Source organism: Pseudomonas syringae (genome assembly GCF_002157375.1).
Classification (GTDB): Bacteria; Pseudomonadota; Gammaproteobacteria; order Pseudomonadales; family Pseudomonadaceae; genus Aquipseudomonas; species Aquipseudomonas syringae_T.
Genome location: NZ_MTSA01000021.1, coordinates 43,370 through 56,851, shown reverse-complemented (window position 1 = coordinate 56,851; position 13,482 = coordinate 43,370). Strand labels below are relative to the sequence as shown.

The window sequence follows — 13,482 nt, the reverse complement described above, 5'->3', positions numbered from 1 at the left end:
GGCACTTCAGTCCTCGTCAGTGCATTAATTGCGCCGCGCAGGTGAGTGAGAGTAACGAGTGTGTTGAAAAAGGCCCTGTTTCAGATGCACTGGTTCTTTGGAATCACGGCAGGTCTGGTTTTGACCCTGATGGGCATTACCGGCGCGCTGTATTCGTTCGAGGACGAGATTCTGGATGCGTTGAATCCGGATGTGCTGTTCGTCGACGCGCAGGGCACTACGCTGCCGCCCATTGAGCTGGTGCGTAAACTGGAAGCCGCTACCGGCCTTACTGTCGCCATCTTGCGGGTCGAAACGACCGGTAACCGTGTAGCCCAAGTGTTTTTTACCCCCCAACCCGGCGAGCGCCGAGGCCCCAAACGTAACTTCGACCCTTACACCGGCGAGCTGAAAGGCAATGCCGTGGGTGAAGGCTTTTTCGATTTCGTTCTGAAACTGCATCGTTATCTGGCGCTGGGCGAGTTTGGCAAGCAAATAACGGCGGCCTGTACGCTGATACTGGTGTTTTTTTGCCTGTCCGGGCTCTACCTGCGCTGGCCTCGCCAGACGCTGAGCTGGCGCGTCTGGCTGACCGTTGACTGGGCGAAGAAGGGCCGTAGTTTCAACTGGGACCTGCATTCTGTTTTCGGCACATGGTGCCTGTTGTTCTACTTGCTGTTCGCAATCACCGGGTTGACCTGGTCTTACGACTGGGTGAGCAATGGCCTGAACACGTTGCTGGGGCGCGGGGCGGTGGAGGAGGCCGGCGCTGCACCGCCTACTAGCGTGGGTCACAAACCGTTGTCGGTGAATTATGCGGCGGTCTGGGACAGCATCCAGAAAACTGCCGGGCCTGGGCTGCGCGCCTATAACCTGCGTTTGCCGGCTGCAGGTGGTCAACCTGCCACTGTTTTCTACCTGCTTGAAGATTCGCCCCACTCGCGTGCGCTGAACAGCATCACGCTGGATCCGGCCAGCGGCCAGGTCAGCGCGGTGTCGCGCTATGCCGAGCACCGCTTCGGCGAGCAATTGCTGGCCAGCAATTACGCGCTGCACGTGGGCAGCTACTTCGGCCTGGTCGGCCGACTCATCATGACGGGTGCAGCGCTGATGATGCCGGTGTTTTTTATTACCGGGTGGCTGCTGTACCTGGATCGACGGCGCAAGAAGCGTGATATCGAAAGCGCACGTCGTGATGTGGCGGTTGATGGTCCGGATGACGCAGCTTCATGGCTCATCTGTTTTGCCAGTCAGAGCGGTTTTGCCGAGCAATTGGCCTGGCAGACTGCCGGCCAGGTGCAGGCTTCAGGATTGCCGGTGCGCGTGAAACGCCTGGGTGACCTGAGCGAAGATGACCTCGGCAAAAGCCATAACATACTGTTTATCGTCAGCACGTTCGGTGAAGGCGAGGCACCAGACAGCGCCCGAGGCTTCGAGCGCAGATTGCTGGGGCGCTCGCTGTCGCTGGGCAAACTCAATTACGCGATATTGGCACTGGGGGACCGGCAGTATCCGCATTTCTGCGGTTTTGCCCACCGTCTGCATGACTGGCTGACGGAGTGCGGTGCGCTTACGTTGTTCGCGCCTGTGGAAGTGGACAAAGTCGATCCCGCAGCCTTGCAGCAGTGGCAGCAGCAACTCGGGCAACTGACCGGTTCCGTACCACAATCGAGCCATTGGCTGGCCCCGGTTTTCGAGAACTGGACCCTGGCGCGTCGCGAGCATTTGAATCCGGGCAGCAGCGGCTCGAAGGTGTACCTGCTGGACCTGATTGCCTCCGGGCCAGCCACGTGGCAGGCGGGCGATCTGGTTGAAGTCATGCCTCGAAACGTGGCGTCTGTGATCGAGCAGTTTCTCAACGGGTTGGGCATCGACCCTTTGACTCACGTTCAGGTCGACGGGTTGCAGGAGCCGCTTGTTCAGGCGCTGGCCAGCCGCCAGTTGCCGCAGAACCGGGCGCATTTTGTGGGGCTGCATGCGCAGGCGCTGGTGGATGCGCTGGCACCGCTGTCCGCCCGTGAGTATTCCATTGCGTCGATCCCCGAGGACGGCTGCCTGCAACTGGTCGTGCGCCAGGAAGTTCATCCTGACGGCAGCCTGGGGCTTGGCTCCGGCTGGCTGACCGAGCATGTGTCACTCGACAGTGCTGTCAACCTGCGGCTACGTCGCAACAGCAGCTTTCACCTGCCGGCAGAACCTGTCCCTCTCATTCTGCTGGGCAACGGCACGGGGTTGGCGGGTTTGCGCAGCCTGCTCAAGGCCCGCATCGCCCAAGGGCAGGTGCGCAACTGGCTGCTATTCGGTGAACGCAACCGCGCACACGACTTTCACTGTGGCGCTGAGCTTGAGGGCTGGCTTGAGTCGGGTCACCTGACACGACTGGATCTGGCGTTCTCGCGTGATCAGGCTGAAAAAATCTACGTGCAGGACCGTTTGCACGAAGCTGCGGATGACGTGCGTGCATGGCTGGATAACGGCGCGGCGATCTACATCTGCGGCAGCTTGCTGGGGATGGCGGCGGGCGTGGATCAGGTGTTGAACGAGGTCTTGGGCGCGGCGGCGGTCAGCGAACTGATCGAGCAGGGTCGGTATCGGCGGGATGTGTATTGACTGGCGAAGATCGGACGCGGAGTGTCCAGAACCGCGTGCCTACGCTTGAGCGTAGGCACGATAGTCTTGTCGCTTGCGCTTACGCCGCCACAAACTGCTCGGCGTAGTGGCACGCCACCTGGCGATTATCCACCAGCCTCAGTTCCGGCACGTCGGTTGCGCAACGCTCGGTCGCGTAGGGGCAGCGCTTGTGGAAAGCGCAGCCGCTTGGCGGGTTGAGCGGGTTGGGCAACTCGCCGACGATCTTGATCTTCGGCTTGAGCGGGTCCGGGTGAATGGTCGGCGTCGCTGACAACAGTGCCTGTGTGTACGGGTGCAGCGGGCGGTTATAGATCTCGTCCTTGGGACCCATTTCCGCAGGGCGACCCAGGTACATCACCAACACCGTGTCCGCGACATGACGCACCACTGACAGGTTATGGGAGATGAACACGTAAGCCGTGTTGAATTCCTTCTGCAGGTCCATGAACAGGTTCAGCACCTGAGCCTGGATCGACACGTCCAGCGCCGAAGTCGGCTCATCCGCCACCAGCACTTTGGGTTGCAGCATCATCGCCCTGGCCAGCGCGATACGCTGACGCTGACCACCGGAAAACATGTGCGGGTAACGCTGATAGTGTTCAGGGCGCAAGCCGACCTGAGCCATCATGGCCTGCACTTTTTCACGGCGCTCTGCTGCTGACAGCTGGGTGTTGATCAACAGCGGCTCGCCGAGCTGATCACCGACTTTCTGGCGCGGATTGAGCGACGCGTAAGGGCTCTGGAAAACCATCTGCACGTCCTTGCGCAATTGCTTGCGCTCGGACTTGCTGGCACCGGCCACTTCCTGGCCGGCGATTTTCAGCGAACCGGACGAAGGCTCCTCGATCAGCGTCAGCGCGCGGGCCAGGGTCGACTTGCCACAACCGGACTCGCCGACCACAGCCAGGGTCTTGCCGGCTTCCAGTTCGAAAGACACCCCGTTAAGCGCACGCACCAGCGCTGTTCCCTTGAACAGGCCGCGGGAGACTTCGTAGTGACGGGTAAGGTCGCGCGCGGTAAGTACGACGCTCATTACGCCACCTCCTGATTCAAAGGATAGAAGCATCGCGCCAGGCTATGCGCCTTGGGTGCCAGGTCCGGACGCTGGGTCCGGCAGTTGTCGCGCACATACGGGCAGCGCGGCGACAGCAGGCAGCCCTGCGGACGGTCGTAGCGACCCGGGACCATGCCCGGCAACGTGGCGAGGCGTTCAGCGCCCATGCTGTGCTCGGGAATGGCGGCCAGCAGGGCCTCGCTGTAAGGATGGGCGGGCACGTCGAACAGACCGGGCACCTGACCGACTTCGACGGCCTGACCGGCATACATCACGCAGACGCGCTGCGCGGTTTCGGCCACTACGGCCAGGTCGTGCGTGATCAGTACCAGCGCCATGTCCTGCTCTTTCTGCAGGCTCAGCAGCAGGTCCATGATCTGTGCCTGAATGGTCACATCCAGTGCGGTGGTCGGTTCGTCGGCGATCAATAGTTTTGGCTCGCCGGCGATGGCCATCGCAATCGCCACACGCTGGCTCATACCGCCCGACAGCTGATGCGGGTAGGCATTCAGACGCGCAGCGGCGCCCGGGATTTCGACCTTTTCCAGCAATTCCAGCGCCCGCTGACGTGCAGCCTTGCCGGACATGTTCAGGTGCTGACGCAGCACTTCCTCGATCTGGAAGCCTACGGTGTAGCTCGGGTTCAGAGCCGTCATCGGGTCCTGGAAAACCATCGCCAGGTCTTTACCGATGATGCGACGACGCTGCCGGGAGTTGAGCTTGAGCAGGTCGTTGCCATCGAAATTGAGCGCGTCGGCGGTGATGATGCCGGGGGAATCGATCAGCCCCATCAGCGCCATCATGGTCACGGATTTACCGGAACCCGACTCACCCACGATGGCCAGTACTTCACCCCGGTCTACGCTCAGGGACAGGCCGTCCACAACAGGTACGGCCTTGGCGTCGCCGAAGCGAACGTTGAGATTCTTGATTTCAAGAAGTGACATGCGAATCTCCTCAGGCGGCGTTTTTGAGTTTCGGGTCCAGCGCATCGCGCAGACCGTCGCCCATCAGGTTGATTGCCAGCACGCTGAGCAAAATGGTCAGACCCGGCAGGCTCACGACCCACCAGGCACGTTCAATGTAGTCGCGGGCCGAGGCGAGCATGGTGCCCCACTCAGGCGTCGGCGGTTGTACGCCAAGCCCCAGGAAGCCCAGTGCGGCGGCGTCAAGGATCGCTGACGAGAAGCTCAGCGTTGCCTGGACGATCAGCGGTGCCATGCAGTTGGGCAGCACGGTAATGAACATCAGACGCGGCAAGGTTGCGCCGGCCAGACGCGCAGCGGTCACGTAGTCGCGGTTCAGTTCGCCCATCACCGCAGCGCGGGTCAGACGAACATACGAAGGCAGCGACACGATGGCGATGGCGATCACGGTGTTGATCAGGCCAGGGCCGAGGATCGCCACGATGGCAACTGCCAGCAGCAGCGACGGCAGGGCCAGCATGATGTCCATCAGGCGCATGACCGAAGGGCCGAGTATGCGCGGAAAGAAGCCCGCCAGCAGCCCCAGGAAAATGCCGGGGATCAAGGACATGACAACCGATGCCAGACCGATCAGCAGCGACAGGCGCGAGCCCTGAATGAGGCGCGACAGCAGATCACGGCCCAGTTCGTCGGTGCCGAGGATGAACTGCCATTGACCGCCTTCAAGCCAGACCGGAGGGGTCAGCAGGAAATCACGGTATTGCTCGCTTGGATCATGCGGCGCGACCCAAGGGGCGAACAGGGCGCAGAACACGATCAGGATCATGAACATCAGGCCGGCAACCGCGCCTTTGTTTTTCGAGAACGCTTGCCAGAATTCTTTGTACGGGGACGGATAAAGCAGGCTTTGATCGACTGCTACCGCAGGAGTGGGGGAGGTCATATCGATAATCTCAGCGCTGGTGACGAATGCGTGGGTTGGCAAAGCCGTAGAGGATGTCCACCACGAAGTTGACCAGGATCACCAGACAGGCGATCAGCAGAATGCCGTTTTGCACGACCGGATAATCCCGGGCGCCAATGGCTTCGATCAGCCACTTGCCGATGCCGGGCCAAGAGAAGATCGTCTCGGTCAGAACCGCACCGGCCAGCAGGGTGCCGATCTGCAGACCGAACACGGTCAGGACCGGAATCAGCGCGTTGCGCAGGCCGTGAACGAACACCACGCGGGCGGGCGACAGGCCTTTGGCTCGCGCAGTACGCACGTAGTCTTCACGCAGCACTTCAAGCATCGACGAACGGGTCATCCGGGCGATCACCGCCAGCGGAATGGTACCCAACACGATGGCCGGAAGAATCAGGTGATGCAGGGCGTCGAGAAATGCACCTTGTTCATCGCTGAGCAGGGTGTCGATCAGCATGAAGCCGGTTACCGGCGGGATGTCGTACAGCAGGTCGATCCGTCCTGACACTGGCGTCCAGCCCAGCGTGACCGAGAAGAACATGATGAGGATCAGGCCCCACCAGAAAATAGGCATGGAATAACCGGCCAGGGAGATACCCATGACCCCATGGTCGAACAGGGACCCTCGCTTGAGCGCGGCAATGACACCCGCCAGCAGGCCCAGGATACCCGCGAAGATCAACGCGGCCAGCGACAGCTCCAGGGTTGCCGGGAACAACGAGGTGAATTCGGTCCAGACACTGGTGCGCGTACGCAGCGACTCACCGAGGTCGCCCTGGGCGAGCTTGCCGATGTAGTCAATGTACTGGGCATAAAGCGGTTTGTTCAGGCCAAGACGTTCCATGGCCTGAGCGTGCATTTCCGGATCGACCCGGCGCTCACCCATCATGACTTCGACCGGGTCGCCCGGAATCAGACGAATCAGTGCAAACGTCAATAAGGTGATGCCGAAGAAAGTGGGTATCAGCAACCCCACTCGGCGGGCGATAAAACTAAACATCTTGGTGTGTACCTCATCAGCCGGTTAGGCGTACTCCGGCGAGTCTCGGGTTACGAGCCCGCCGGATTATTTTTCTATTTCACCTGGGTGTTGGCGAAATTGTTCGTGGTGAGCGGGCTGATCACATAGCCCGTTACGTCTTTACGCATGGCCGTGAACATTCGGGTGTGAGCCATGCTGATCCACGGCTGGTCCTTGTTGAATATCACCTGCGCCTGCTCATAGAGCGCGGCGCGCTCCTGCGGGTTCACTGTTTCGCGCGCCTGATCGATCAACTTCTGGAAGTCGGCGTTGCACCAGCGAGCGTAGTTCTCGCCGTTTTTCGCCGCTTCACAACTGAGCATCGGGGTCAGGAAGTTATCAGGGTCGCCATTGTCGCCTGCCCAGCCGGCAGACACCATGTCATGTTCGCCATTCTTGGCGCGTTTGAGCATTTCACCCCATTCCATGACACGAATGTCGATCTTGATGCCGATCTTGGCCAGGTCAGACTGCATCATCTGTGCCCCGAGCATCGGGTTGGGATTGGTCGGACCACCGCCGTTTCGGGTGTAAAGGGTGAACACGGTGCCTTCCGGCACACCCGCTTCCTTCAGCAAGGCGCGTGCCTTGTCCAGGTCCAGAGGCGGGTTCTTCAGGTCCTTGTTATAACCCAGCAGGGTCGGCGGATAAGGGTTTACCGCGACGGTTGCGTTGCCTTGACCGAACAGTGCATTGACATAGGCTGCTTTGTCGAACGCCATGTCAATGGCTTTGCGTACCCGCACGTCGCTCAGGTATTTATGCGTGGTATTGATCGCGATATAGGACGTCGTCATGGCATCCAGTTCAGCGATCTTCAGGTCATCGTTCTTTTTGATACTCGGGATATCGTCCGGCTTTGGGTACAGCGCAATCTGGCATTCGTTGGCCTTGAGCTTCTGCAGGCGCACGTTGTTGTCCGTGGCGATGGCCAGAATCAGCGCTTCGGCCGGTGGCTTGCCACGGAAGTAATCCGGGTTGGCCTTGAAGCGGACCTGGGCGTCTTTCGCGTAACGCTGGAAGATGAACGGGCCGGTGCCGATCGGCTTGCTGTTGAGGTCGCCGGTCTTGTTGGCTTTCAACAACTGGTCGGCGTATTCAGCCGGGTAGATCGAGGCGAAAGCCATCGCGATGTCAGCCAGAAATGGCGCTTCGCGGCGGGTCAAGGTGAACTTGACGGTGTAGTCGTCGGTTTTCTCGACGCTTTTCAGCAGTTCTTTGAAGCCCATGCTTTCAAAGTAGGGGAAGCCGACGCTCGACTTGTCATGCCACGGGTGCTTCGGGTCCAGCTGACGCTGAAAACTCCAGAGCACGTCGTCGGCGTTCATGTCGCGGGTCGGTTTGAAATAATCGGTGGTGTGAAACTTGACGCCTTTGCGCAGGTGGAAGGTGTACGTCAGGCCGTCGTCGCTGATCTCCCAGGATTCAGCCAGTGCGGGAATGACTTTAGTCGTGCCTGGCTCGAAATCGGCCAGACGGTTGAACAGGGTCTCAGCCACGGCATCGGCCGTGACGGCAGTTGTGTACTGCACCATGTCAAAGCCTTCGGGGCTGGCTTCGGTGCAGACCACCAGGGGTTTTGCCGAAACACTGACGGCGACGCTGAGCAGGGCCAGGGCGATCGAGTTGCGTAGCGATAACAGTTTCAATATGAACCCTCCATAGAGTTGACGCCGATGGTGGTCGCTCTGGAGCAGGGCGGCTGCCGTGCGCCAGAGCGGTTTTCAGCGAATCAGAGAATGTTGAACGGGACAGTGGTTACCAGACGGAATTCGTTGATGTTGCCATCAGCCTGGTTCTCGCTGGCGCGGTGTGTGGTGTAAGTGGCGCGGATGGCGGTGGCCTTGAGTGGGCCGGACTGCACCGAGTAGGACGAACCGATGCCGTACTCGTAGTGGGTCTCGCCGTCCATTGCCAGTACGTCGGTGTAGCCGGTGCCTTTGTAATGCGTACCGTCGATGTCCCAGCCACGAGCCTGGTAGATATTGAACTTCAGGCCGGGCACGCCGTATTCGGCCATGTTCAGCACATAAGCGATCTGCAGGGATTTCTCGTTCGGGCCGTTGAAGTCCGACAGCAGGGAGTTGGCCAGGAAGATCGCGTTGGTGTCGTGGGCGTAGTCGAAATACTCGTTACCGTTAACTTCCTGGTACGCAACACTCACGCTGTGCGCATTGTGTGTACCGGTGAAGGACAGGCTGTAGGTGTCGTTGTCGATCGCGCCCAGTTTGCTCTGGCCTGCATCCTTGGTTTTGTAGTAATTCAGGTTGGTGCTGAGCGCCAGGGCCTTGCTGTCACCCAGTTCGTGGGTGAAGCCGAAGTAGTACTGGTGCCAGAAGTCTTCCAGGTTCGACGCATAGAAGCTGGCGGTCAGGCTGTCGGTGGGTTTGTAGTCACCGCCAAACATGTCCAGACGATCAGCGGTCTTGCTGCGATCACCGTATTCGGAGCGGAACTTGTCCAGGCTCTGTTCCATACGTGGCGATACACGGTCGAAGCTGCCGCCCTGCAGGGACAGGTTGTTGAACTCGTCGCTCTGTACGGCAAAACCCTGGAAGCTGGAAGGCAGGGCACGGTTGCCGATGAAGGCGATAACCGGGGTGTTCACCGACTGGCGACCCATGGTCAGGACCGTGTTGGAAACGCGGGCCTTGACGTTGCCCAGACCCATTTTGCTCCATTGACCGACTGCGTCGCCGTCACGGTGAGCCAGGGTGCGGTTGGAGTTGCCGGCGAAGTCATCAGTGTCACGGTCCAGCGCAATGGCGTTGTACAGCGCCAGTTCCGTGGAGAAACCTACAACGCCCTGGGTATAACCCGAGGTGTAGTTGACGATGGTGCCTTGCTGCCAGTTGATGCGACGCGAAGTCTGCTCAGCGACGCCGTTGTCGTTGTAGCGAAAAACCTCGTCGCGACGCTTGAGTTCATTGGCGTACCAGTTACGGGTCGTGCCGGTCAGGTGTTGGTCTTCAAAAAAGCCATTGGCGTCGGCTTGTGCATTCTTGGTGCTCAGCTGGGTCGGCACGAAGGCCTGGCTGGCTGGGTCTGCCTGAACCATCGCGCCGAACGACGAGAGAGATAAGGCCAATAATGCAGTACTTGTTGTTTTCACGATGTGCAGCTCCCTTTATCACTTTTATAAATGCCAGTTCTTTAAGGTCTGGCTTTTGGTTATGCAGGGTTTAAGGCCCTGCGTTGTTATCGATGCGCAAGTGCTGACGTTCGCCACCCTGCAAGGTGGCGAAAGCAAGCTGGATGTCGGGTCAGTCGGCGATGCTCACGCCTGAAAAGTTGTTGCGGCCAAACGGGCTGACGTGGAAGTCCCTGACCTCGGCGCGCAACGGCTGATTGACGGTCGAGTGGGCAACCGGGGTAATCGGCACTTGTTCCTTCAGGTAACGTTGCGCCTGTTTGTACAGGTCGGTGCGCTTCTCGCGGTCAGTGGTTGCGACAGCGGCCTTGACCAGCTGATCGTATTTCTCGTCGCACCACATCGAGTAGTTGTTACCGCCGATGGCAGCGCAGCTGTACAGCGTGCCGAGCCAGTTGTCCGGGTCACCGTTGTCGCCAGTCCAGCCGATCAGCGAGATATCGTGCTCGCCGTTCTTGGTGCGCTTGAGGTGTTCACCCCATTCGTAACTGACGATCTTGACCTTGATGCCCACCTTGGCCCAGTCAGCTTGAAGCATTTCGGCCATCAGCTTGGCGTTGGGGTTATACGGACGTTGCACCGGCATGGCCCAGAGCGTCAGTTCAGTGCCCTCTTTGACTCCGGCGGCGCGCAGCAGGGTCTTGGCTTTTTCCGGGTCGTACGGCGCGTCCTTGATGCTGTCGTCATAAGACCACTGGGTCGGCGGCATGGCATTGACTGCCAGTTGCCCCGCGCCCTGATAAACCGCATTGATAATGGCTTTCTTGTTGACGGCCATGTCCAGCGCCTGACGCACTTCCAGCTTGCCTAATGGCTCGTGACGCACGTTGTAGGAGATGTAACCGAGGTTGAAGCCTGGCTTTTCGATGATTTGCAGGCTTTTGTCTTCCTTGAGCTTGGCAAGGTCTGCAGGGCGCGGGTTGACCGAGACCTGGCACTCGTTGGCCTTGAGCTTTTGCATGCGCGCAGAAGCGTCGGTCACGATGGCGAAGATCAGTTGATCGATCTTCACGCGGCTCGGGTCCCAAAACTCCTTGTTGCCTTTGTAGCGAATCTGCGAGTCCTTCTGGTAACGCTGAAACACAAACGGCCCGGTGCCGATAGGCTGTTGATTGATGTCGCGCACATCGCCTTTGGCCATTAACTGTTCGGCGTACTCAGCGGACAGAATGCCGGCGAAATTCATCGCGATGTTCTGAATGAACGCTGCATCCACCGTGTTAAGGGTGAACACCACGGTCAGCGGGTCGGTTTTTTCGACAGACTTGATCTTCTTGTTCAGGCCCATGCTGGTGAAGTAAGGGAACTCGGTCGGGTACGCAACGCGAAACGGGTGATCGGTTTTGAGCATGCGATTGAACGTGAAAAGCACGTCGTCGGCATTGAAGTCGCGGCTGGGCTTGAAGTTCTTGTTGCTGTGAAACTTCACGCCTTCGCGCAGATGAAACGTGTAGGTCAGACCGTCCTCTGAAACGTCCCACGAGGTCGCCAAGGCTGGCACCACAGTGGTATCGCCCTGTTTGAATTCGGTCAGGCGGTTATAGATCGGCTCTGAAGCGTCGTTATCGGTCGATGAGGTGTATTGCGCGCCGTCAAAGCCTGCCGGGCTCGCTTCCGAGCAGAACACCAGATTGCTTGCCGCCTGGGCAAAAGGAGCCAGAGCAAACAGCCCCAGGCACGACGTCACCGCAAGAGTTTTACGCATGATGATCCCTATCCTTCAAAGGACGAGCCTTAGCTCGAATGTCTGACTAACGCTAAGGCGTCAACCTGAAAGGTTTCCGAATAACCTGTCCGCCACACATTGTTACAACGGCCGCGAAGCGGCTGGCTTCCTGCCAGCTGCCGCTGACTCAGGACGGTAGGCCGTCAGAGGCACGCGGTATATAGGCTCGCAGGCAGCAAAGTGCGTAGGAAATATCTTAGTGATAGCTGAAAAGTGCCGATAACGACACTTTTCAACTAACCAACAGGTCTCTTGCTCAGGTAAAGCGTGGACTGCGCCGCATGCGCCGCGCAGTCATACCGCTGTTACTTCACGCTGACACCGTAAAAGGAGTTCAAGCCGAACGGGCTGATCTTGAAGTCCTGCACGGTGGTGCGCATGGGTTGGTAGACAGTCGAGTGCGCAATAGGCGTCATCGGCACTGCGTCCTTCAGGAGGTGTTGCGCCTGTTTGTACAGTTCGATGCGCTTGGCCTGATCAGATGTTTCCTTGGCCTGATGGATCAGCGTGTCGAAAGGCTTGTCGCACCACTTGGCGAAGTTGTTGCCGTTCAGTGCGTCACAGCCGAACAGGGTGCCGAGCCAGTTGTCCGGGTCACCGTTGTCGCCGCTCCAACCAATCAGCATGGCGCCGTTTTCGCCGTTCTTGGCGCGCTTGATGTATTCGCCCCATTCGTAGCTGACGATCCTGGCGTTGATACCGATCTTCTTCCAGTCGGCCTGGAGCATTTCGGCCATCAGCTTGGCGTTGGGGTTGTAGGGACGCTGAACCGGCATGGCCCACAGGGTGATTTCGGTACCTTCCTTGATGCCGGCTTCCTTGAGCAGTTGGCGAGCCTTCTCGGGATCGTATTTGGCATCCTTGATGGTCGTGTCGTAAGACCACTGGGTCGGCGGCATGGCATTGACTGCCAATTGACCTGCGCCCTGATAAACCGAGTCGATGATCTGCTGCTTGTTGACCGCCATGTCCAGCGCCTGACGCACTTTCAGCTGAGCCAGCGGGTTCGGGTGGTCTTCACCCTTGACCTGGTCCATCACGTTATAGGCGATGTAACCCAGGTTGAAGCCGGCCTGATCAGGCATTTTCAGAGGATTTTTCTCCTTCTGTTCCTTGGTCAGGTCGTCGCCCCTGATGGATGCAAGGTCGGCAGGACGCGGGTACGCAGTCACCTGGCATTCGTTTTTCTTGAGCTTCTGTATACGCACCGAAGCGTCGGTGGTGATGGCGAAGATCAGGTTGTCGATCTTGACGTCTTCAGGCTTCCAGTAGTCCTTGTTTCCTGTGTAACGGATGTTGGAGTCTTTCTGGTAGCTCTTGAACACGAACGGGCCGGTGCCGATCGGCTGCTGGTTGATCAGCTCCGGTTTGCCTTCCTTGAGCAGCTTGGCGGCATATTCTGCGGACTGGATCGATGCGAAGCTCATGGCCATGTTCTGGATGAACGCGGCGTCAACAGTGCCAAGAACGAACTTGACGGTGTGGTCGTCGAGTTTTTCGATCTTTTTGATGTTGGTGTCCATCGCCATGTCGGTGAAGTACGGGAATTCGGTCGGATACGCTTTGCGGTAAGGCATGTCCTTGTCAATCATGCGATTGAACGTGAACAACACGTCATCGGCATTGAATTCGCGGGTCGGCTTGAAGTAAGGCGTGGTGTGGAATTTCACACCCTCGCGCAGGTGGAACGTGTAGCTCAGGCCATCCGGTGAAATGTCCCAGCTGGTCGCCAGGCCCGGTACGACGGCGGTGCCGCCCCGTTCAAACTGGCTCAGGCGGTTGAAAATGGTCTCTGCCGCGGCGTCGAAGTCAGTGCCAGTCGTGTACTGGCCTGGGTCGAAACCGGCAGGGCTGCCCTCGGAGCAGAACACCAGGTTCGATGCTGCGTGGGCGAAAGGTGCGCTGGCAAGCAAGCTGGCGCCGAGCAGAAACGGAATGACCGCGTGTTTGAGCATGGTTGCCTCAGTTGTTGTCATTTTTGATTAGAGGGAACGACCTCGTGAGCCGATCCGTCCGATACTTATGCAGGG

General features: G+C 58.9%; 9 protein-coding genes. 1 reads left to right on the top strand and 8 read right to left on the bottom strand.

The features are described from left to right. The first annotated feature begins 63 nt into the window (after nucleotides 1-63). Nucleotides 64-2,589, top strand: a complete 2,526-nt coding sequence (locus BW686_RS22735) for a PepSY domain-containing protein (RefSeq protein ID WP_084919750.1) — start codon at nucleotides 64-66, stop codon at nucleotides 2,587-2,589. A 79-nt stretch (nucleotides 2,590-2,668) separates the two neighbouring features. On the opposite strand, the gene BW686_RS22730 is transcribed toward BW686_RS22735, so the two are convergent. The 8 genes from BW686_RS22730 to BW686_RS22695 form a co-directional block, all read right to left on the bottom strand. Continuing rightward, entirely contained in the window at nucleotides 2,669-3,643 is a 975-nt protein-coding gene (locus tag BW686_RS22730) for a peptide ABC transporter ATP-binding protein (protein ID WP_084919706.1), read from the bottom strand. Next, nucleotides 3,643-4,611, bottom strand: coding sequence for an ABC transporter ATP-binding protein (locus BW686_RS22725; RefSeq protein WP_084919704.1), 969 nt, complete (start codon nucleotides 4,609-4,611; stop codon nucleotides 3,643-3,645). The genes BW686_RS22730 and BW686_RS22725 overlap by 1 nt, the downstream gene beginning before the upstream one ends. A gap of 10 nt (nucleotides 4,612-4,621) precedes the next feature. Further along, entirely contained in the window at nucleotides 4,622-5,533 is a 912-nt protein-coding gene (locus tag BW686_RS22720; protein WP_084919701.1) for an ABC transporter permease subunit, read from the bottom strand. A gap of 10 nt (nucleotides 5,534-5,543) precedes the next feature. Then, the gene (locus BW686_RS22715; RefSeq protein ID WP_084919698.1) at nucleotides 5,544-6,554 is read right to left on the bottom strand and encodes an ABC transporter permease subunit; all 1,011 of its coding nucleotides are present in this window, start codon (nucleotides 6,552-6,554) and stop codon (nucleotides 5,544-5,546) included. Nucleotides 6,555-6,628: 74 nt separating this feature from the next. After that, nucleotides 6,629-8,224 (bottom strand): ABC transporter substrate-binding protein, encoded by a 1,596-nt coding sequence (locus BW686_RS22710; protein ID WP_084919697.1) that lies wholly within the window; start codon nucleotides 8,222-8,224, stop codon nucleotides 6,629-6,631. Nucleotides 8,225-8,307: 83 nt separating this feature from the next. Further along, nucleotides 8,308-9,687, bottom strand: a complete 1,380-nt coding sequence (locus BW686_RS22705; protein WP_084919696.1) for an OprD family porin — start codon at nucleotides 9,685-9,687, stop codon at nucleotides 8,308-8,310. Between the two features lie 151 nt (nucleotides 9,688-9,838). Further along, a complete protein-coding gene (locus BW686_RS22700; RefSeq protein ID WP_084919695.1) occupies nucleotides 9,839-11,431 on the bottom strand; it encodes an ABC transporter substrate-binding protein in 1,593 nt (530 codons plus the stop codon). A gap of 326 nt (nucleotides 11,432-11,757) precedes the next feature. After that, nucleotides 11,758-13,407 carry an ABC transporter substrate-binding protein gene (locus tag BW686_RS22695; RefSeq protein ID WP_084919694.1) on the bottom strand — a complete coding sequence of 550 codons (1,650 nt, stop codon included), beginning with the start codon at nucleotides 13,405-13,407 and terminating at the stop codon, nucleotides 11,758-11,760. Between the last annotated feature and the right edge of the window lie 75 nt (nucleotides 13,408-13,482).